The organism is Pseudomonas sp. S1_E05, from assembly GCF_056337105.1.
In genome coordinates this window covers 1345878-1366943 of record NZ_JBFRHM010000001.1, presented here as the reverse complement: position 1 = coordinate 1366943, position 21066 = coordinate 1345878, and the positions used below count along the sequence as shown (strand labels likewise).

General features: G+C 57.0%; 15 protein-coding genes and 1 pseudogene. 3 read left to right on the top strand and 13 right to left on the bottom strand.

Going from position 1 to position 21066, the window contains the following annotated elements; all coding sequences use genetic code 11:
• The first annotated feature begins 87 nt into the window (after window positions 1-87).
• The gene (locus tag AB4N33_RS06385) at window positions 88-714 is read left to right on the top strand and encodes a TetR/AcrR family transcriptional regulator (RefSeq protein ID WP_476456760.1); all 627 of its coding nucleotides are present in this window, start codon (window positions 88-90) and stop codon (window positions 712-714) included.
• Window positions 715-1194: 480 nt separating this feature from the next.
• Here AB4N33_RS06385 and AB4N33_RS06380 read toward each other — a convergent pair whose 3' ends face one another.
• The 3 genes and pseudogenes from AB4N33_RS06380 to AB4N33_RS06370 all read right to left on the bottom strand — a co-directional run.
• Complete coding sequence (locus AB4N33_RS06380) at window positions 1195-1710, bottom strand: hypothetical protein (protein ID WP_460141657.1); 516 nt, start codon at window positions 1708-1710, stop codon at window positions 1195-1197.
• 3 nt (window positions 1711-1713) lie between these two features.
• Window positions 1714-2160 (bottom strand): hypothetical protein, encoded by a 447-nt coding sequence (locus AB4N33_RS06375; RefSeq protein ID WP_460141656.1) that lies wholly within the window; start codon window positions 2158-2160, stop codon window positions 1714-1716.
• 251 nt (window positions 2161-2411) lie between these two features.
• A pseudogene (locus AB4N33_RS06370) lies at window positions 2412-4025 on the bottom strand (DUF637 domain-containing protein); the annotation flags it as partial.
• Window positions 4026-4095: 70 nt separating this feature from the next.
• Between AB4N33_RS06370 and AB4N33_RS06365 the strand changes: the two are divergent.
• Window positions 4096-5231, top strand: a protein-coding gene (locus AB4N33_RS06365; RefSeq protein ID WP_460140388.1) for an IS3 family transposase whose coding sequence is annotated in 2 segments (ribosomal slippage) — window positions 4096-4345 and window positions 4345-5231 — 1137 coding nt in all. Because the reading frame shifts where the segments join, the coding sequence is not laid out codon by codon here.
• Window positions 5232-5238: 7 nt separating this feature from the next.
• On the opposite strand, the gene AB4N33_RS06360 is transcribed toward AB4N33_RS06365, so the two are convergent.
• From AB4N33_RS06360 to AB4N33_RS06315, 10 genes are all read right to left on the bottom strand, one after another.
• Window positions 5239-9441, bottom strand: coding sequence for a hemagglutinin repeat-containing protein (locus AB4N33_RS06360; protein ID WP_476456759.1), 4203 nt, complete (start codon window positions 9439-9441; stop codon window positions 5239-5241).
• On the bottom strand, window positions 9417-11585 hold the full coding sequence (locus AB4N33_RS06355; protein WP_476456758.1) for a two-partner secretion domain-containing protein: 2169 nt from the start codon (window positions 11583-11585) through the stop codon (window positions 9417-9419). Before AB4N33_RS06355 ends, AB4N33_RS06360 begins: the two co-directional genes overlap by 25 nt.
• Before the next feature lie 24 nt (window positions 11586-11609).
• Window positions 11610-13313 (bottom strand): ShlB/FhaC/HecB family hemolysin secretion/activation protein, encoded by a 1704-nt coding sequence (locus tag AB4N33_RS06350; RefSeq protein WP_476456757.1) that lies wholly within the window; start codon window positions 13311-13313, stop codon window positions 11610-11612.
• A gap of 386 nt (window positions 13314-13699) precedes the next feature.
• Window positions 13700-14608 carry a glutaminase B gene (gene glsB, locus AB4N33_RS06345; RefSeq protein WP_476456756.1) on the bottom strand — a complete coding sequence of 303 codons (909 nt, stop codon included), beginning with the start codon at window positions 14606-14608 and terminating at the stop codon, window positions 13700-13702.
• A gap of 147 nt (window positions 14609-14755) precedes the next feature.
• Window positions 14756-15517: an SDR family oxidoreductase gene (locus AB4N33_RS06340; protein WP_476456755.1), complete on the bottom strand. Its 762-nt coding sequence runs from the start codon at window positions 15515-15517 to the stop codon at window positions 14756-14758.
• Between the two features lie 29 nt (window positions 15518-15546).
• Window positions 15547-16374 carry an EamA family transporter gene (locus AB4N33_RS06335; RefSeq protein ID WP_476456754.1) on the bottom strand — a complete coding sequence of 276 codons (828 nt, stop codon included), beginning with the start codon at window positions 16372-16374 and terminating at the stop codon, window positions 15547-15549.
• Window positions 16375-16448: 74 nt separating this feature from the next.
• On the bottom strand, window positions 16449-17354 hold the full coding sequence (gene gcvA / locus AB4N33_RS06330; RefSeq protein WP_476456753.1) for a transcriptional regulator GcvA: 906 nt from the start codon (window positions 17352-17354) through the stop codon (window positions 16449-16451).
• A 261-nt stretch (window positions 17355-17615) separates the two neighbouring features.
• Window positions 17616-18614 carry a quinone oxidoreductase family protein gene (locus AB4N33_RS06325; RefSeq protein WP_476456752.1) on the bottom strand — a complete coding sequence of 333 codons (999 nt, stop codon included), beginning with the start codon at window positions 18612-18614 and terminating at the stop codon, window positions 17616-17618.
• Window positions 18615-18720: 106 nt separating this feature from the next.
• Window positions 18721-19692, bottom strand: coding sequence for an alpha/beta fold hydrolase (locus tag AB4N33_RS06320; RefSeq protein ID WP_476456751.1), 972 nt, complete (start codon window positions 19690-19692; stop codon window positions 18721-18723).
• Window positions 19693-19760: 68 nt separating this feature from the next.
• Complete coding sequence (locus AB4N33_RS06315) at window positions 19761-20405, bottom strand: glutathione S-transferase (RefSeq protein WP_476456750.1); 645 nt, start codon at window positions 20403-20405, stop codon at window positions 19761-19763.
• A gap of 124 nt (window positions 20406-20529) precedes the next feature.
• Between AB4N33_RS06315 and AB4N33_RS06310 the strand changes: the two genes are divergently transcribed.
• Window positions 20530-21066 (top strand): TetR/AcrR family transcriptional regulator, encoded by a 537-nt coding sequence (locus tag AB4N33_RS06310; RefSeq protein ID WP_476456749.1) that lies wholly within the window; start codon window positions 20530-20532, stop codon window positions 21064-21066.

Below are 21066 nucleotides of genomic sequence, written 5' to 3'. Positions count from 1 at the left end.
TTGAGTGATACAAATATAGGGATCGAGCAAACGATGGTCAACGACTTATGTATCGAGTAGTATTTAACTCATTCGGAGGGTTCGTCTATGGCACAAATGGGACGGCCGCGCACGTTTGATCGTGACGTGGCAATCACTCAAGCACTGCATTTGTTCTGGGAGAATGGCTACGACGCCACCTCGCTCAGCCAACTCAAGGCAGCGATCGGCGGCGGTATTACCGCGCCGAGTTTTTACGCCGCCTTTGGCTCCAAGGAGCAGTTGTTCAACGAGGTCATGGACCTTTACTTGAACAGCTACGGCAAGGTCACCGACAGCCTGTTCGACACCACCCTGGCGCCCCGAGACGCCATCGAACGGACGCTACGCCGCTCCGCTCGGATGCAATGCGAGCCTGGCCATCCCAAAGGCTGCCTGGTGGCATTGGGCGCGATGAGCGCTTGCTCGCAGGAGAGTAAAATCATCTCCGCGCCACTGGTACAGGCCCGAGCGAAAAATCGTGAGGCGTTGCTGGCATGCGTGGAACGCGGCATCGCTTTGGCTCAACTTCCGGCAGAGATTGATGCAGTCGCTCTCGCCACGGCGTTCGATAGTTTTTTATTGGGATTGTCGACGCTGGCGCGAGATGGGGTGTCGGCGGATTCGTTGGACGCTGCGGTGACGCGCGTCATGATGTTGTGGGATGCGGCAGGGGCTGCAGGAAGGCGGCAATAAAAATAGAGCGAACGCTGTCGTCCAACTCTTGATCGACGAACCGGTCTATTAGTGTGCTGCCACTGCTCATAACCGTTCCTATCCAGTACGGGAAGGCAGTCTGAATCACACCATCCCGAACATTTACTTTTATTTGTGCCATCTACCGCAGCACTTATTCCTTTTGCACCGGCAACCAAGCCTCCTCCAACCAGCGCTTCTCCTGCAACCCCTCTTCAAAAACAGAGCCCAAGAACTTACCAATCCACCCCAAAGGCACAGGCACGAGCGGCCCGACTATCAGGGTATCTTTTCACGCACCTCATAACTCACATTCGGTGTTTTGCTCCAATCGTAATCATCTACTCCGTAATATGACGTTAGAATCTTTTCCAGTCGCAGGTTATCCGCCTGTCTGTACATTGGCCCCAGGCCGCCACCAACTCCTTTTGCACCTATTTATTTTTATGGACTAATGAAAACGTGGTCTGTTCACTATTTTTACCGAAGGGACCAGTCATGCATTGATATAAACTTGATAATTTGTTCTGGTGCATCTTCCAAGGAAGCTCTGTAGTCTGTAACAAAACTAACCCCCGTCAATATATTTCCACTTCTTCTTAGAAGGAAGTCATCGTCCGCATCATTAAACAAAACATCAAACTCCCTTTCTAAGCTCCGGAGATTATCCCCAACGCTTACACCACTGAACTGTCCACGATACCCTTCACCTACGGCAATGCGATAAAGCCTTCCGCTATTTTCGAAGTACAGGGAGACCGCCTCATTCATAAATCGATATGAAATCAAAAGCTCATTGCCGAAACCGATCTTTCTCTTAATTCCGACCCAAGAGTTATTTTGAAGGAGAATATCACGAACAGGTACTTCCGGCCCGTACCACTCAACCACCCCAACCTTTTCGCTAACATTGGGAAACGACTCACCTAAAGAGAATCCCGCTGCTGACATACCTGGCACAAGGTCAGAGTACAAATCAGGGAATAAATTTCTCATAGATCACTTCCACCTCTTCCACTCACCGCCCTCATACTTCAGGCGATTTCCTTGAGTATCGTAGTATTGTTGATAACGCGTGATAGTGCCCGGACTAAAATCAGGCGACGGATCAATTACCCGAATTTCTATATTTTTATTGCCCACCTTCTCCGCACTAACAAGCTTATAGTACGGACTATCACCGTGGGTTCCACCGCCCGGATGGAACTCTATCTCTTTTATTGTCGGGTGTCCTTCAACCTTAAAGGCCTGTGCTTTACCTGAAGTGCCAGCCAATGGCGCTTTCGGCGTAACGCTCGCACCATCAAGCGCTAGCGACTGCTTGATATCATCAATCGATCTACCCCACATGCTCGACGGCGATTCAGCAATATTTCGAGGAATCCCTGCTTGGGCGGCCAGATCGTCTCTCCACCCAATACGCGTAATTGCAGAAGTAGCCGGCACTTCAGCTGCACCAGTTACTTTTGTACCAACTTATTCGTGAGAAGCCAAATTCTTAGTCGCCTGATGCAAAGCAGTCATAAGGTCCTCAAATTTGAGATTCCATTTGCCCCCCTCAACAGGGGGATAAATTTCTATTTCAATTGGTCTTCCTGGCTCATGTGATACCTCAGCCAACTGATTCGCGCCCGCCCAAATCTCGAATACACAATTCTCTCGATCTGGGGGGCTTGTTATCACAGTAGATAAAAGACTCATGGCTTCGGCGGCTCCAATAAACCAATAAATTTTCCATTCGAATCGTAGCGAAGCCCACGCCCATCGGGGGCAACCACATCCATGACCTTCCCAAATCTACCGGTGTCCTTATAGGTTACGGTGGTCGCCGGATTGCTCAAGATCTCGTCAGCTATTTTTTGACCTTGGGCGTTGATTTCAGAAGGGCTTCCTTTAACGCTAGGAAACGCACTGCCTTCACGACTGCCGTGTTTTTGGAGTGCTCGACCAGCTAACGAAAGTTGTCCTGATTTATCGGCAGGATCAAGCAGTTTTCCTGCATTCGACAAATCATCAATGTTTTTCCCAGCGAACGTACTACCTTTTACACCGACACCCAAGCTTCCCCCAACCAGCGCCTCCCCTGCAACCCCTCTTCCAAAAACAGAGCCCAAAGCCTTACCAATCCACCCCAAAGGCACAGGCACGAGCGAGCCGACTGCCAGGGCATCTTTTGCTCGCTTCGCGTTGTCGGCACTGATCCAGCGCTGCGTTTCAGGATCTTTCAAGTCCAGGCTGGCGCCATTTGCAATACACGTAGCGTCACCACATGGCATGAAACGTGGGGTGAATGCCTCTCCATCTACAACGACAGGAGTACGGAAACCACCTTGAGCATCCAGCACACGCCCTGAAAGACGATCACGCCTCTCATCACTCACACTCGGTGTTTTGCTCCAATCGTAATCAGGTGCAACGGGGAACGCCGCCCATGTGTAGTTACTGTTCGAAGATTGGATATAAGCGACAAGCTCAAGGTCGATTTTTGCCAGTTGCTGGACGTACTGGCCATTACCCAAATCCAGCCATTTTCCCGAGGTGTCGTAGATCCCATCCTTGGTAGCGACCATTTGACCCGCATGAATGTCTGTTCCCTTCACTGCAGAGAGACGGAGCTGTTCCTCGATTTGCTCAGCGGTGTACTTCCCACCACTGCGCGCAGCCAGCTGTGCGGCTACTTCTTTGTCTTCTTTATGCAACTGCCTGTTGTACTGCGAAGCATTTTTTGCAACCCAGGCCGCCTTGTCCAATTGGCTTGCATCGACATCTTTTTGCGCCGTAGCGGCCAACACGCCAACAATCTGGGAACTCATGGTCAAAAGGTTTTCATCGCCTTTTACCAGGTTGTCCAGATGGCCAATTAGCGCTTCATTCGCTCCTGCCGCCATGGCGCCCGTCTTGAAGTCTCCGCCAGTCACCTGTGCCAGCAAGCCGCCAACCATTGCGTGAATAGCGGTCTTTTGCACAGAGCCGTCGTCGAATACGCCTTTTGTGTGTTGGCCTACTGCATTGAAACTGGCCGCAGCCAAGGTATTGAACAAGGCCGTCTTCAGGGCGTCACTTGCACTTGCGCCTTGTCCGAGAGCTTTTCCCAATAATGCAGACGTTTGGCCCTGCAATATTTGATTAGCCGCAAACCGTCCAATCCCTTCTGGATTGCTCAGGTCGGCGATGACTTTTCCTGTAGAAGTCGTCGTTGTTTTTACAAGGCCATCGAAAACACCCGCCGTTAAACCAGCTGTCGCCCCCGAGATCACATAACCCTTGATCGCATTCGAGGACGTCACGTCTTTGAATACCGCTCCGAGGTTGAACTGGCCTAATGATTTTGGACACTTCAATCGGGCGCTATGATAGCGCCCAAATCTGAGGTGTTTGGATATGCGTAAATCCTATTCGAGTGAGTTCAAGCTCAAGGCTGCCAGCATGGTGTTGGATGAAGGTCAGCCGGTTACCGAAGTCTGTGCCAGCCTGGATATCGGCCCCACAGCCCTGCGCCGTTGGGTTGATCAAGTGCAAAAAGAGCGCTTGGGCTCGACTCCGGTGGGGGCCAAGGCGATTACCGCTGATCAACGAGAAATCCAGAGACTCAAAGCTCTGCTCAGAGAGAAAGACCTGGATATCGAAATCCTAAAAAAGGCCAGTGCTCTCCTGCTTTTGGACGCCAAAGATCATTCACGCTGATCGATGAGCTGGGCGAGCAGTACGGCGTTAAAAAGTGTTGCCGGGCGTTTGGGGGCAACCGCAGTAGCTTTTACGCCTGGCGCCAGCGCCAAGGCAGAGCAAATCCTGAACGGGACAAGCTCAAAGCCGCGCTGGTCAGGCACCACAAGGCGTCCAGAGAGTCGGCCGGCGCACGTACTTTGTCCAAGGAGCTACAAGCCAAAGGGCATCGTATCGGGCGTTATATGGCTCGCAGTTTGATGCGCGAAGCTGGCATCGCTAGTCGTCAGCGCCGGCGCCATAAGTACAAGTCGCCGGGTGTGGAGGCCTTGGTGGCGCCGCACGTGCTCAAGCGAAAATTTGATGTGACGGCGGTTAATCAGGTGTGGTGTGGCGACGTGACATACATCAAGGTCGGCAAGCGGTGGATGTACTTCGCCGCCGTTTTGGATCTGTACGCTCGCAGGATCGTAGGGTGGTCGTTTTCGATGATTTCTGATGCCAACCTGACCTGCGAAGCGCTACGCATGGCGGTTGAGCTGCGCGGCCATCCCCAGGATGTGTTGTTTCATTCTGATCAAGGTTGCCAGTACACCAGCCATAAATTCCGAAATGCGCTTGTGAAACATCGGTTTAGGCAAAGTATGAGCCGTAAAGGCGAGTGCTGGGACAATGCCCCGATGGAGCGTTTCTTTGGTAGTTTGAAGTCCGAGTGGGTGCCTGAAACGGGCTACAAACTGGAGCATGAGGCCCGGGCAGATGTGCAGCGCTATGTCTCGCGCTACAACATCAGCAGGCCTCACAGCTATAACGACTACAGGTCGCCGGTCGTGAAGGAAAGATTGGCGGCGTGAACCGTAATCAGTGTCCAAGATTACTTGACCAGTTCAGGTTGCCTCCATTGTTGATAAAGCTGGTTGTCGCATTCGTCGCAGCACCCGTAGCTACAGCGGCAAGTCCTGCGGCCCCGATTGTGCCCATACTGGCGGTCATGGCACTCAATGCCGCAGGCCCGACAACAGCCGCCATGACAATCGCGATGATCAACTGCGAAGCCGGCCCTAATCCCGAGTTGCTGTACTTGAACGACTCATGGATTTCCTTGACCTGCCTCCAGTCCACATCCCCCCTTGCCTCGGCCTGCTTGAGCCAAGCCAATTGCGGGTCCGCCTTGACCATCGCATCGATGGATTGGCTAACCGTTTCCTGAGTGACCTGCTTGATATCAATCTTCAGGCCTTCAACCGCCTTGATGGTGATATTGCCAGCAGCGACCATCTGAGTCTGGCGAAACGTCTCGTCGGTATTTCCCTTGCCTTTGGATGAGGTCCAGAAAGCGTCGTCATCACTCTTTGTATGGCTTTCATCATGAAGGTCTTTCACCCCCTCAAAAACAATCGAGCCACCACTATCGATAACGATGTCCTTGCCGCTGTCGAGCTTGGCCACCTGATAGTGCTGATCGCCGCCACTGGCTAAAGTCAGGTTGCCACCAGTCGTGATTTCACTACCGATATAGATGTTTTTCGTCACTTCATCGTGTTGGGTTTCCTTCGCCCCAAAACCGCCCTTCTTCTTTTTATCGAGCAGCGAGTAGTCCGTGTCCTGTGCGGCTAGGATGTCGAGCCGGTCACCTGCTACCAGATAAGCTTCATCGCCAGCATTAATCCGACTGGCAATCACGGCCATGTTCTGGCCGGCACTCAGCTTCACATCCCCCCCCGCCGTGACGTTGCTCATCACCTGGCTGACGTGATCTTCCTGAATCTTCAATTCTTTGCTTTTGAACAGTGAGTGTTGCTCGTCTGCGGCGGAGCTGATGGTGAGGTTTTCGTCGGCGTCGAGGCTCAGATCGCGCTTCGCATCGACATCACTGGCGATGACCGTTATGTCGCGCCCCGCTTCGGCCGTCAGATCACGCCCGGCGCCAAGACTTGAGCCGAGCTGTGTGGTGTCATTGCTGGTGTAGTTGCCACCCTGCGCCACGCTGTTGCTGACCTGGACGGAGGAAACATTGATATCTCGCTCCGCGCTCAAGCTCATGTCCTGACCGCTTTGCAGCGCACCACCGATGATGTTGATGTCCTGCCCCGCCTTCACGGTCAGGTCGTTACCCGCCTCGATCCGCGCAGCGCCGTCCGCAAAGTCCCGGCGCTCCTGCCGGGTATATCCACCGCCGCTACTCTGATGGGTCGTAACGGTCCGTTCGTTGATCACGTCTCCAGTGATCGCGGTCAGACCGACATCTCGCCCGGCAATGATGCCCCCAGCACGGTTCACCAGAGTGTTGCTCGCCAACATGTCCAGTCGCTTGTCCGCTTCCACCAGGCCGCTGTTGACGATGTCCTCCGCTGCTACCGACGACAGGTTGTTGCTGGCCCGCAAGGTGCCGATGTTGTTCAGGGTTTTCCCGGCGATCAGGCTGACGTCGTTGCCCGCAATCAGCGCCCCGGTTGGGGCCAGACGATTGTCGGTATGAGCCATGTACAACACTGGCACCAACACTTCTTCGCCGTTCACTTCGTGGCTTTCCAGCCAGACGATGTCGTGGGTCAACGCGGCGACCTGTTCCGCCGTGAGACTCACGCCCACCGCGAGGTTGAGTTGTTGTTTGCTCTGGACGGCGTTGTCCATGAGGTACTTGAACAGTTGCTCGTCGCTGTCCTGTCCGTCGATGAAGCGTTGTCCCGTGCGGGCAGTGACCGCCTGCTGGATCATCCGCTGCTCATAGAACCCGTCACCCAGGCGCTTGGCGCTGGTGTCAGGGTCATAGCCAAGATTGCTCAGCAGGTAATCCGAACTCATGAACTGCTTGAGGTCAGTCAGCGCGGGGTTGGTTTCGATCAGGTATCTGTGCGGTTTGGATTGCGCCGATTTGTCAGGCAACCCCGCAATCGCCAGAGGGCTGGGTGCGGTGGTCGCACTGGAGCCCTGGTTGTTCAAACGGAACAATCCGTTCTGATTGGTTGGCAAGGTGAAGCCCGGCAGGGCCACCGGGTTGACCTGCTGTTGAGCCACTTCCGGGGGAAGTTGGGCGTTGATGAAGACAGGTGTCGAGTAGCCGCTGCCGGCGCTGGTGTCGGCCTGGGTTTGACCCGCCCCAACGTAGGCATAAAACGATCGCACCACACCGTTGTCGAGCGTCTGACCGGCCTTAAGATTGACGCTGCCACCAGCCTGAATGATCGCGGCGAAGGACTGATCGCCATTGGTGACGGTGCTGTTTTGCGCAAGCAGCACGCCCATCCAGCCCAGGAAGGCGCTCAGGTCAGAGGCAAACGAGGCCGATGGATTGGGGTTGTTTCGAGCGTTGAAAACATCCGCCAGGGCGGCGGCATTGCCGGTCTCGTTGACGAAGCTCCAGTACCGGCGAACGGTGTGGATTTGCTGGTTTTGCAGCCCCTGGTTTTTGATGGTGGCGGCATTGACCTGAAGGTTACCGGCAGCCGCCACGGTGCTGCTGGTGTTGGTCAATGTCTGGGTGTTGATCAACAGGTCCGCGCCGCTGCTCAGGCTGGACGAAGCACTGCTTTTGGTGACCTTCAGGCGATCGGTTTCATAGATTTCCCAGAGGCCATTGATACGACCACCGCTGCGAGCATCGCAGCCAGCGCCTGGAATCTGCTCACACGGTAGACGGATGATACGGGTCGCCGTTTTTTCATTCGGGGTGTATTCCAGCACGTCCATCACGTTGTTGAGGGTGCTGGCTGCGATCGTCATTGGCCCCAGGCTTTCGATGCCACCCGAGCGGTTATCCAACAGATCGGCCTGGGCCTGGGCCGCGTCCTTGGCAATCAGTATCGAGCCCAGGCTGTACACCTGGGCATAGCGGTTGGTGAAACGTGTGGCCAGCAGCTGCGCGTTACCACCGCTGGAGATAAGCCCGTGGTCGTTTAACAGCGTCGCGGTGTTGATGAGCAGGTCTTTACCGCTGCCCAAGGTACCGCTGTTATTGATGTCGCCGGCCTTCAGGGTCAGGTTGTTACTGGAGGTGATTCGCCCGGCATTGGCCAGCAAATCATCGACATCGATTATGGTTTCGCTACCACCTGCGATGCTGCCAGTGGCCTGCAAATCGATACTGCTGGCATGCAAGTCGAGGTTGCCGAGACTGCTAAGTCGCCCCTTTCCTGCATAGCTTCCCGTCAGGTCAAGATTGAGCGTCCCGTCACTGCCAATCAGCCCATCATTGCGCCAATCGGTGCCTGCGCCTTCAAGGTGAGTGACGGCCAGCAACTGCCCCGTGCTGGTCTGGGTCAAGTGCTTGACGTTGACTGTCAGGCGCTCGGCCTGGATCGAGGTGCTGTTGGTCCAGGTGTCGGTGTCCAGGGTCAGATCGCCCTGCGTCACCAGGCGACCGCCAACATCATTGAGGTTGGCCATGGAAAGACCAAACACCCCGCTCCCTGCATGCAACAAGCTACCGCCTTGGTTCTTGAAGCCTGTGGCCTCGATACTCAGGTCGGTGTTGGCGGTTTCCAGGCGACCGGCGCTGTTGTCGAACGTGCCACCGATACTGAAACGGGTTTTGTCGGTAACACCCATCGCGCGCAACTGGCCGTTCTGGTTATCGAGGCTGGCGGCGGTGGTCGCCAGAGTGCTCAGGCTTTCGATCAGGCCATTGCGATTGTTCAAGGCGCCTTGCAGGTTCAAGCCAATCTGGCTGGCGCTGATCTGGCCGTCACTGTTGTCCAGATCCCCGGCGTCAACCTCAAGCAGGGTTTTCGCATACGCCGAGCCATTTCGGTTGTCGAACGTGCCGTTGACGGCGGTCTCGACACGAACCCCATCGTTCAACGCGGCGACGCGGCCACGCTGGTTATCAAGGTTGGCGGCCTTGACGGATAGCTTGCCTTCCTTGGCCACGATCTGGCCGTCCTGGTTGCCGACGTCTGCCGCAACCTCCACGTGCAGCGCTTGCTTGGCTTGCACCTGCCCCTTGGCATTGGCGATGCTGCCGGCACCCAACTCCAGTTCGCCATTACGGCTGGCGATGAGCCCTGCGTTTGTATTGTCGACGTGACCGCTGGCGGTGATCAGCAGCTTGTCGCTGGCCGCCAACGTACCCTTGGCGCTGTTATCCAGCTCGCCAGTGAACAGGCTAAGCCAGCGCTGACTGGACAGCTCCCCCCCTGATTATCAACCCGTTTGCTTCGCTCGATCAGCAGAGGCCCAGCACTGGACAGCCGTCCCTGGGTGTTGATGAGAGCGCCCAAAAGGTCGAGGGTTATCGCCTGCTGGCCGGTGAACGTACCTTGGCTGTTGTTGAGTTCGGTGCCATTGAACGCCAGGTCGCCGGACGCGTTGACCGTGCCGTCGACGTTGTTCAACGCCATGGCATTCAAGGTCATGGCCGCACCGCTGCTCAGCAACCCTTCCGCGGAGTTGTCGAACAGACCGCTGACGGTGATGGTCTGGTCAGTGGTGCTGGAAATGTTGCCCTTGGCGCTGTTGTCGACACTGCTCGCGGTGATGGTCAGGGCTTTCTGACTGACCACGGCACCTGCGGCTTTGTTGACCAGGGCGTCGCTCAGGTGGATACCGACATCACCACTTCGGCTGGACAGCGTGCCGCCGTTGCTGTTGTCCAGATACGTGCCTGTGATGGTCAGCTCTTGCCAGCCGGAAACGAGCCCGCCCTGGTTGTTGATCGCGGCGCTCGCGCTGAGGTCGAGCCCCATTTGCGCCATCAGTGTGCCGCTGCTGTTGTCCAGAGAGCCCAGGATCAACGTGGCGTTACCCTGACTGGACACTTCGCCCGCGGTGTTGCTCAGGTGCCCCAGTGTGGCTTCGACCTGGCCCTGTCCTTTGATCAGGCCCCCTTGATTGTTGAGGACCTTATCTGCGGTAAGACTGAGGCGGTCTGCGCTCAGTACCCGCCCCCGATTCTGGTTGTCCAGGGTGGCGGCATTGACGGTGACCAGGCGCTGCCCGCTTAACGTGCCGCCCTGGTTGCTCAGCGCCTGCTGGGCAGTGACTGTGAGGTCGCGACTGGCGACCACACTTTTGCCGGTGTTGTTAATCAACTGCGCAGTGAGGCTGACATCCCCCTTTGCATTACGGCTGTTGTCAGCATTGACCCCGGCTTCGATGACACCGTTGTTGGTTAACGTTCTACCGGCATTCAGGGTCACGCTGTCCCGTGCAGCAATGGAATGAGCGATGTTGAGGTCAGTCTCGGTTTGCATGTCGACACGGGTGCCGGCATACACCGCACTCTGCGCGTCAAGGCTCACTGCCTTGACGTTGACTGCACCCGCTGCCGACGTCTGCGCCAGGCTCAGATGGCCGTTGGCATCAATCTGGATATCACCGCCACTGGCAGCCAGGCTGCCAGCGACTTTCACCCCAACCCCGGCCTCGGTGCCCACCAGCCTGATCGCCCCGGCGTACATGCCGCCCAACGCGGACGAGTCGATGGCCAGTTGTGGTTTGAGGCTGCCATCGTCGGCACGGACAGTGGCGTTCAGGGTCTGGGCGTTGACGTCGTTACGGCCGGCGACGATGGTCAGGTTGTTGGCTTGAATCTCGGCGTTGATTTTCGCGCTGCGAGTGATGATCTCGAAGCGGTCGACGTTGCCAGCGTTGAGCCCTGCCCCCTCAATCGCGACGCTGCCCCGGTCGACCTGAAAACGCTCCAGGTGACCACTGCCGTCAATCACCGGTTTACCCGTGGTCAGCGTCGCACGTGGGGTGTTGATGAAGCCGCAACCGTTGCAGGTGATGCCATAAGGGTTGGCGACGATGACCCGCGCCGACTGCCCCGCCACCTCGGTGTAGCCGCGCAACTGACTCGGGCTGCCGCCGACCACTTCGTTGAGGATGGTCTGCGCCGAACCGCTGTTTTTCAGGTGCGGGTTGCCGATGATGATGCCGCCCAGTTGTGTGGCCGAGGTCTGGGTGGAACCGTTGTTGAGGATCACGCCTTGGGCGCCGACGTTGTAGTCGACAAACTGGTTGTGCGACAGACCACTGCCATTGGGTGTAGCGATGTTGACGATCGGTACGCCATTGCCGGCATGGTCCAGCGTGGTCCCTGGCGTGGCGACCACAATGCCATCTGCCTGCGCCCACATCGGTTGCCAGAACATGACGTTGGCCAAGAGGAACGCCAAGCCACGCTTGGGCATACCCCAGAAACGTTCGCGGCTATTCACCTGCGAGGAAGGTTGACAAGCGAGGAAGGTAAACGGGCGAACGTCCATGTTGGTAATCTCGTGCAGCAATAGTTAGAGGAGGAAATCCAAGCGAAAGTAGATCGGCGCTTCACGCTCGGTCAGGACCGCCGGGCGTTCCAGGGAATGGGCAAAGGTGACGCTGGCGGCGAGATGCTCACCACGGGCAAACACTTCCAGCGAGTTGCTCGACATGCGTCCGTGCTGGTCGGCGTTGTAGCGATCGCCACGGATCACGCCCTGGTCGTAACCCAGGCTGGTGCCGTATTCGGTGAAGACCGGACGCAACCAGGAAAGCGTCACCTGGCGACTCCAGCGCAGGTCGTTGCGCCAGTAGCCGCCGCTGTCGCCGGACAAGGTTTGGTCCTTGTAACCACGAATGGACGATTGGCCGCCCAGGCTTGTGCGTTGCGGGCTGAACAGCACGTCTTCGCTGCGTTGACCGGTCATCAGGCTGGTGAAACTGAACGACTCGCCCCACAGCTCGAAGGGCTGCAAATAACTCGCGGTGGCGGTGTACTTGCGGTAACGGGCGTCCGGTGCACCCGGGAAGGACTCCCCTTTTCCCTGCGCATCAAAGGCGCCGATGCCTTGTTGCATGCCAAGATCAAGGTTGACGAATGCGCCGCCAATACGCCGTCCGTGGTTGATACCGAACTGGGCTTCGCTGATGCGGTTGCTGCTGAGTTTGAGTTTGCTGGCTTCGATGAAGTTGTTGCTGCGCAGGTAGGAAAGCCCGGTATTGAGCGAAGTCTTGCTCATGGCATCGCGATGAATGACCCGCTCGATACGCAACTGATGGTTTTCACTGTCGCCGGTCTGCTTGAAGTTAAAACCGTTGGCGGCGATCTGCGAGCGGTACTCGCTCTGGCTGTAGGCGTAACTGAAATTCCACCAGCCCCACGGCAAGTTGTAATAGAGCATCGCGTTGTTGGACGTGTGCTGGTGATCGGTCATCGCATCGTGACCACCGCGCAGCAATAACTGATCCGCCAGGCCCAGCGGGCTGTCCCAATCCAGGGTGGTGTTCCACTGCTGCTCGCCAGTGCTGCGCTGCCCGCCGTTGTTGCGTGACAGGCTGGCACGCCAAGGTTTCTGCGGGCTGTTCTTGACCAGTATCTCGCTACCGCCCACGTTCTGGCCGGGGGCCAGTTCCATCTGTGCCTGATTGGAGGGCAAGCGATTGAGCTGATCGACCATCTGCTCGATTTCACGCAGGTTGACCAGCGCTCCCGACCTGCCAGGGAAAGCCATGGCCAGCTCACGGTCGGACAACCGGCTGCCGTCCGCCCCTTTGAGCCCCTCGAGTTTGCCCTCGACCACCAGCACCAGCAGATGCCCGCCCGACATATCCTGCTGCGGCAAATAGGCGCGGCTGGTAACCAGGCCTTTTTCGATGTAGTGGTCAGTGATGACCTTGAGCAATTCATTGAGCTGGCTGACGCCTAGGCATTGGCCGATGTTGGGCTCAAGCAGACGGTTTTTTTCGCGCAGGGAAAGACTGTCAGCGCCCTTGAGCTCAATGTACTTGATGGGGAAACAACGCGTGTCACTTGGCGTCGTCGGGCCTTCGGGTTTGACGGATTTGCCCGGTAACTCCTTGAGTTCTTCAAGGCGTCGACGTTGTTCTTCAAGCAGCCGATCCTGGCGTTCGCGTATAAGATCGGTGTCACCGGGCGTGGGAGCGGCATTGACTTGAAGTAGGGGAAAACAGAGCACAGCCAGGCACACCCCCACCGTAAGGACGGGTGATTGCATAATCGATCCCTCGAAAACTCAGACTGATATCAAAATAGTGGCGCGATGCTAATGAGCCATCATTTTGGCGTCAACGTACCCTCGCGCTTGCGGTGAGCGCTCACGGTGGGGAGCTGGCAGGTTCGAGCGCCGTCAGGAGGGACTGATCTGCAGAACGCAGAAAATAAGGTGAATCACAGGCCCCGATCAGAGGCGTGAACAGACATGTAACGAGCTTGACGCTTGGCAATCCTTGCATGGGCTGAGCTCCAAAAAATGAACTCGCAGCTTAGAGATGAAACCTCGCGCGGACCAGAACGCGTCAGCCTCAAAATGTGACGAGTACGCCCTGACCAGAGCGGACCGCTCTGGACCACAAGCGTCACTTTGATGAGGCGATCCGCCCCTTAAAAAACTGACCACCCTATACGAGCACTCAGCAATTCCAGTGCCGCCATCCCGGCCAACGAGTTGCCTGCTGCATTCAACTCAGGCGACCACACGCATACGGTGAATTGACCCGGGACGATCGCCACAATCCCTCCACCCACACCACTCTTGCCTGGCAACCCAACGCGGTAGGCGAAATTTCCTGCCTCGTCATACAGCCCACTTGTCGCCATGATCGAGTTGACTTGCTGGGTCTGGCGTCGGGTCAGTATCTGCTCGCCGCTGTGAATGCAGAATCCATCGTTGGCCAGAAAGCAAAAGGCTCGCGCCAGATCGAGGCAGTTCATTTGCAATGCGCAGTAATTGAAATAACTGCGCAGCACCATCTCGACTTCGTTATGAAAGTTGCCAAATGACTTCATGAGATAAGCCATGGCGGCATTGCGTGAGCGGTGCTGATACTCCGAGTCGGCCACGCGGGCATCGATCAATACCTGAGGATTGCCTGATAGCCTTCGTACGAAATCGCGCATCGACAAGGTGGGCGCTGCGAACCGCGACTGGTTGATATCACAGATCACCAACGCCCCCGCATTGATGAATGGATTGCGGGGCCGTCCGCGCTCGAACTCCAGCTGAACCAGCGAGTTGAACGGCTGGCCTGAGGGTTCATGACCCAGGCGTTCCCAAATGGCTTCGCCGGAGTGTCCAATCGCCTGAACCAGGCTGAAGACCTTGGAGATGCTTTGCACCGAAAATGGCACCAGCGCATCGCCAGCGCAGTGATAGCTGCCGTCGTTGCCATAGACAGCGATGCCCAGTTGCTGCGCCGGAACGTCGGCCAGTGCAGGAATGTAGTCCGCCACTTTGCCCCTGCCGATCAAGGGGCGCACTTCGTCAAGAATCTCGTCCAACAGCGTTTGCATGAAAGGCCCTGTCATGAGTCCCCCGTCCACACTGCGGGGGTAGCATCCTTGACGAAGGATTGGCAGGAAGGATCACACATCGGCGTCAGCAAACGGCTGCCATTGGCCATTTGCATCATTGATGGCTTTGAGGTGGATCCCTGCGACTCATTTACCGCCCGTTACATCCAGGAATGTGCCGGTGACGAAGGATGCCTCCGCACTCGCCAACCATAGAATCGCGCGCGCCACTTCCTCAGGCTGTCCGCCCCGCCCCATGGGGATTGAATCCTTGACGCGATCGACCCGTCCCGGCTCACCGCCACTGGCATGCATTTCGGTATAGATATGCCCGGGGCGAATACAGTTAACGCGTATGCCTTCCCGTGCGACCTCCTTGGCAAAGCCAATGGTGAACGTCTCCAGGGCTCCCTTGGACGCCGCATAGTCGACGTACTCATTGGGACTTCCCAGGCGCGCCGACGCCGATGAAACATTGATCACCACGCCGCCCGGGCCGTTGTGACGGTGAGACATGCGCTTTACCGCCTGTTGAGCACAGAGTATTGGCCCAATGGAATTGACCGCAAAGACGCGCTGCATCCGCTCGAATCCGAGGTCTTCCAGACGTGACTGAAGCGCCAGTACCCCGGCGTTATTGACCAGGACGTCGATGCGTCCGAACGTGCGGTCGATGGCCGCGAACAACTCGGCCACCTGCTGGGGGTCCGCGCTGTCGGCCCGCACCGCCAACGCCTTGCGCCCAAAGGCCTCGACATCCGCGACCACGGCCAGCGCTGCGGCCTCGTTGGCAACGTAGCTGATAGCAACGTCATAACCCCTTTCGGCAGCCAGTCGGGCAGTTGCAGCCCCTACTCCCCGACTTCCACCCGTGATGAGAATCAGCGGTGCCTGCGAGACATTGACCATTAAACATTGCTCCTGAGCCGTTGGTTGTATCAGCCGATGATGAGAGTGCCGCTGGCGATCACGACGCACGCCAATATCCGTCCTGGGGTGAGCTTCTCACCGAGGAACACATAACCGATCAACGCCGCAAACAGCACGCTGGTTTCGCGTAGTGCGGACACCGCCCCCAAGGGCGCTTCGTTCATGGCGTAGATGACCATTGCATAAGCAAGCAGTGAGACCAGCCCACCGACCACAGCGGTCACTGTTCCGGGCCGGGCGGAGAATAAGCTGCGGGCGTCACGCAGACCGATGTAGACCACGGGCATCAACACGCCCCACAGGGCGCACATCCACGCGGTGTAGGCAAGCGGCGCACCGGAGAGCCTGGCGCCGATGCCGTCGACCACGCTGTAGGCCGCGATAAAGCCGCCCGTTCCCAATGCATAGGGCAGGCTGGGAACCGATAGGCTGCGGCCTCTGAAGGCCAACGAAATAATCCCGCCTGACACCAGCGCAATGCCCAGCAACTGGCCAGGCGTGATGATTTCTCCGGCAAAAACGGCTGCACCCAAGGTGATCAGCACCGGCGACGAACCCCGTGCAATCGGGTAGATCTGCCCCAGGTCACCGACTCGGTAACTGCGCACTAGAAACAGGTTGTAGCCCACATGCAGCAACCCGGAAAGTACTGCGTAACCCCAGCTTTCAATCGCGGGGGCCACCATGAACGCCGCGGCGACGACACTGGTGATGGCGATGGCAAGGCACATCACCGTCATGGACCAAAGCCGATCGGCGCCGCTGCGCAGCAGCGCGTTCCAACTGGCGTGCAGGAGCGCGGCGAAAAGGACGAGGACGATGAGATGAATAGGCATACGCCACTTTAGGCAATTCGGCGCGGGGGCTAAAGCGAAGTCTCCTCATCGCAGCATGAGCGGATACTCATGGCTCAATGTTCTACGGGTTGGACTTTCAGTGCCTCATTGACCAGCCATTGGCGAAAGCTGACGATGTGCGGCTGCGATTCAATGCCCTTGGGGCACACGAAGTAGTAAGCAAGCGGTGAAGGAAGCAGCACATCAAACAGCCGAACCAGACGGCCATCGCTGATTTCCTTCTCGACATGGCCGCTGCGCACCAACGCAACCCCTTGGCCGAGCAAGGCCGCCTCGACCGTCATGTTGGTATCGCCAAATCTGACGCCTTCCTGGAGCGGCAGATAGGCCAGCCCGACTGCTTGAAACCACTCCTCCCACTTGGGCACCAACTCGGCACCGTCCCGAGTCAGCAGCGGGAAGTGCAACAATTGCGCGGGGCTCTGCGGTGTCCCAACACGCCGCAGCAGTTCGGGACTGGCCACAGGAAATACCTGCTCGCCAAAAAGGAACTCCGAGTGCAGGCCCGGGTAATTGCCCTTGCCGAGCCTGATCGCGACATCAGCCTGCCCCTGAGCGAAGTGGATGATTTTGTCGGTGGTGTCCAGCGAGACCAGCAGCTCGGGATGCTGACGAGAGAGACCGGGCAAGCGTGGCAGCAACCATTTGAGCGCGAACGAATAGGTGGTGCTGACGCTGAGTCGGACCCTGCCTTTTTGCTCGCGCAGATCGCCCAGCGTCGCTTCAAGGCTGATGAAAAACTCCCGCACGATAGGCGCCAGCGTAGCCCCCGCTGCCGTGAGGCGTAACGCCTTCCCACGCTCGAACAATTGCACGCCCCAAAGCGCCTCGAGATGCTTGAGCTGGTGACTGACCGCGCTTTGAGTAACATGCAGCTCCTGTGCGGCCGCAGTAAATGTCGGGTGGCGGGTCGCAACTTCAAAAGCGCGCAGGGTCGCGGTGGGCGGCAAGTCTCTCATGGGGGCGTTGTCCGGCGAGTGATCGGAAAAAGAGCGTGCATGAACGTTAGCTCATGCAGCAACCAAACTCACTGTAAACATCGCATCCCTAACGGGCGCCCTGGCTCAATTGAGGAGCTCAAGGAAAAAACTGCTTCGTAGAACTCGGCAGCATGACCATCGCCTCACTCGTGATTGACCGGCTGTGAATTCTGCCGTCGCCACATAGCGTGCCATCGGTATTTGCCAACGCCCTAACCAACAATACGGGTCGACACGCAATCAACGATTGGGATCAAGCACAATGACACCTTGCACTTCCCTGCGCGCCAGTAATGCGTGCGCCTCAGAGGCCTCGCTCAACGGCAGTGTTGCGCCGATGACAGGTCGGATTGAGCCACTTGAAACGCCATGGGCGAGGAACTCCAAAGCTTGGCGGATCAGTGCTGGGCGTTGGAAGAATGTCGGCAGGTAAACGCCGGCCAAGGTTTGAGCTTTGGCCATCAACTGCCGGGGTGCCAATGGCTGGCCGGGACCACGTGTGGATCCTGCCACTACACAACGCCCCAACATGGCGAGGCACTCAAAGTTCTGGTCGAACACCTCTGCGCCAATTGTCTCGAGGATCACATCCACCCCCCGTCCCCCCGTCAGGTCCAAAACACTTTGGGGCCACTGGGGCGTGTCGTAAGAAATTGCATAATCTGCTCCAAGGCTGCGCACGAATGCACGCCGCCCCTCAGTGCTGGCCGTACCAAAAACCGACCGCGCTCCCAAGGCTTTGGCGATCTGGACAGCCAGGCTTCCGACACCGCCGGCGGCTCCATGGATCAATACGTCTTCGCCAACTTGCAGATGTGCACATACGTGAAGCGCGAGGTACGCGGTTACACCCTGACAAGGCAAGCTAGCCATTGCGACATCACTTGCCGATTCATCCAGCATGACCAACATATCCGCGCGCGCGATAGCCTGCTGCGCGTAGGCACCTTTGGACATCAACGCCATGACTTTTCGATCGAGGAACCCAGGGTCAACGCCCTCTCCTGCTTGGGATATACGCCCGACGACCTGGAGCCCAGTGATGTGCGGAAGCGTCACACCACCGACGCGTGTTTCTGGCCGGTTATACGTGCCTAAACGCTCACGAACATCTGGACAATTCACTCCGATGGCGGATGTGTCTATCAGTACCTCTAAGGGCCCCGGCACGGGCGTTGGCAGATCGACGTACTCGAGCACTTCGGGACCACCGAAGCTACGGAACTGAATCGCTTTCATATCTGTGATCCTGATGTTTAGTCGTCATACCTGGAGTACAGGCTGATCTGGCGAGCAATGGAGGGTGAGCGATGCGCTGACGAGCACGTCGCCAGCGCAGTTCGATTCACTTCACCCCATTGAGAAACAACGTGGCGTGTTTCAAAAAAAGATCGGGATATTGATAGATCGCGCCATGGTTCGAATCCGGGTAAATCACCAACTGAGAATCGGGTAGCGCTTGCTGCAAGGTGACGTCATTGACTGTGTAGAACACGATGTCATGACTGCCGGCGACCACCAGCGTGGGTTGCTTGATGTCTTTGAGGTAATCGGTCGAGTTGTCCGTCGGCGCTCCCCAACCTGCGATAGCCGCTGCCTGCGCAGGTGCGGTCTTGCTATCGACCTCCCGATCACGATTGATCTTGCGTGCACGCAGACGGGTAAGAAACTCGCGCCCAGCAGCCTGGCTCTCAGCGGTCTGGGTAAAAAACACATCCAACAGCAGTTCATCTGGTACATCGCGTTTTTTCGCCAGATAGCCTTGGAATTCGGGCGTGAGCGAAGCCATACCTACACCACCACGGGGTGATGAGCCCACGAGAATCAGGCGACGTACCAGCTCTGGATGATCAAGCGTCACCTGCTGGGCAATGAGGCTACCCATGGAAAAACCCAGCAAATCAGCCTTCGCTACGCCCAACCGATGGAGTAATCCAGCGGCATATTTGGCCATGCCTTCAATGGTTTCAGGGACCTCGCCGCTTGAGCTGGCGACACCGGCGTTGTCAAACAGGATGACTTCACGATCACGGGCAAAACCGTCGATGACTTTGGGGTCCCAACTGTCGAGGTTGCCAACAAAATGCTGGAGAAACACCAGCGGGACTCCACCGGCCTTGCCGAAGCGACGGTACGCCAGGCGGGCGCCGTCCACTTCGACAAATAGAGTGGGCGCGGTTTGGTGCGTATAGCCTGAAGCTACTTTGGGCTCTGAGGAGCTGGTGCTTGCTTGAACCGATGTGATCGAGCAGACAATCGCCAGTACGATGAGGCTAAAAGTTGCGCGCAACGACCACCGGGAGTTGAAAACAGTCATAGGGATGTACCTGATAAACGGGAAAGAGGGGCCCGCCCCAAAGCGATCGTCGATGGGGCGAAGCTGGATCAAGCGGGATTCTGTACGCTGGGACGTTGCTGAATTTGGGTCCGCCAAGCACAGAGCGCGGTGCACTCATCGGGAATGGCGATGGACGCGAAACCGGCAAACAGGAGCCCCGCAAAAACGGTGATATCGGCCATGGAAAACGCGTCCCCGGCGATATACGGCTGGTTGCGCAGCACTTGATCGAAATATTTCATGCCGTTGATTGCCTTCTCGCGTTGACGATTACCCCAATCGACACGCCCTTCCCAGTCGGGGCTTTTGTATGGCTGCAGTGCCGCGCCCAATCCTGGCGTAGCGTGGTGGAAGTAGATTCCAACCGGATCTGCCAGCTCGGATTCGGCGCGTTTCTGCATCATGTGGATGACGGCCTTTTCCTTTGGCGTTGAACCCGTGAGAATTGGATTGCCGTCCAGGTTATCCAGATACTCGGTGATGACCGTGCACTCGGAAATATTGGTGCCGTCCTCCAATTGAAGAACGGGAACGGTACCCAGCGGATTGAGCATGAGGAACGCAGGCTGTTTATGTTCTGCTGCCGGCAAGTCCACCTTGATGAACTCCACTTGGGTGCTCATCCGTTTTTCAGCCAGGGCGATTCGCACTCGCAGAGGGTTTGGAAAACCAGGGATGTCAAAAATCTTCATGTCTCTCGCTGCCTATCTATCTACCTATCGATAGGTATAAACTACGCCGAGGCGATTTTGACTGTCAACGTCTATCTATCGATAGGGAGGTAAATTTGTGACTACGGATACTCGGGAAACGATCATGCAGGTCGCCCGCACGATGGTTCAGACCCGCGGCTATAACGGTTTGAGCTTTCGCGAACTGGCGAAAGAGGTAGGCATCAAGAGTGCGAGCATTCACTACCATTTCCCAACCAAAGGCGACTTGGGGGCCGCGCTTGCCAAGCGTTACACAGAGGACGGTTTGGCTTATCTGGAGGGCCTGCGCGCGGGTTCCGATGACCTTCGTATGTGGATGCAGGGGTATACCGACATCTTTCGCCAGGCGCTGGTGAACGACAACCGCATGTGCCTGTGCGGAATCATGTCTGCTGAATTTGATGATTTGCCACCGGAGGTCAGAGCAGAAGTCGAAGCCTTTAATGCCCTCAACGTCCGGTGGTTAACGCAGGTACTAACTGTCTGCCGTCCGCAATTGAGCGATGAGGAACGGCAACAGCAGGCACTGGCGATTTATGCCGCTGTAGAAGGTGCTCAGTTGATCGCACGTGGCCGTGACGATATTCAGGTATTCGATCAAACGATCCAGACCTATCGCTCAGTCGGCCTGTTGCCATAG

Excerpts from the sequence above, each read along its gene's own strand:
- AB4N33_RS06335 (WP_476456754.1), bottom strand. The coding sequence starts at position 16,374 with ATGCCTATTCATCTCATCGTCCTCGTCCTTTTCGCCGCGCTCCTGCAC.
- AB4N33_RS06320 (WP_476456751.1), bottom strand. The coding sequence starts at position 19,692 with ATGACTGTTTTCAACTCCCGGTGGTCGTTGCGCGCAACTTTTAGCCTC.
- AB4N33_RS06325 (WP_476456752.1), bottom strand. The coding sequence starts at position 18,614 with ATGAAAGCGATTCAGTTCCGTAGCTTCGGTGGTCCCGAAGTGCTCGAG.
- AB4N33_RS06355 (WP_476456758.1), bottom strand. The coding sequence starts at position 11,585 with ATGGACGTTCGCCCGTTTACCTTCCTCGCTTGTCAACCTTCCTCGCAG.
- glsB (WP_476456756.1), bottom strand. The coding sequence starts at position 14,608 with ATGCAAACGCTGTTGGACGAGATTCTTGACGAAGTGCGCCCCTTGATC.
- AB4N33_RS06315 (WP_476456750.1), bottom strand. The coding sequence starts at position 20,405 with ATGAAGATTTTTGACATCCCTGGTTTTCCAAACCCTCTGCGAGTGCGA.
- AB4N33_RS06340 (WP_476456755.1), bottom strand. The coding sequence starts at position 15,517 with ATGGTCAATGTCTCGCAGGCACCGCTGATTCTCATCACGGGTGGAAGT.
- AB4N33_RS06385 (WP_476456760.1), top strand. The coding sequence starts at position 88 with ATGGCACAAATGGGACGGCCGCGCACGTTTGATCGTGACGTGGCAATC.
- AB4N33_RS06380 (WP_460141657.1), bottom strand. The coding sequence starts at position 1,710 with ATGAGAAATTTATTCCCTGATTTGTACTCTGACCTTGTGCCAGGTATG.
- AB4N33_RS06350 (WP_476456757.1), bottom strand. The coding sequence starts at position 13,313 with ATGCAATCACCCGTCCTTACGGTGGGGGTGTGCCTGGCTGTGCTCTGT.
- AB4N33_RS06310 (WP_476456749.1), top strand. The coding sequence starts at position 20,530 with ATGCAGGTCGCCCGCACGATGGTTCAGACCCGCGGCTATAACGGTTTG.
- gcvA (WP_476456753.1), bottom strand. The coding sequence starts at position 17,354 with ATGAGAGACTTGCCGCCCACCGCGACCCTGCGCGCTTTTGAAGTTGCG.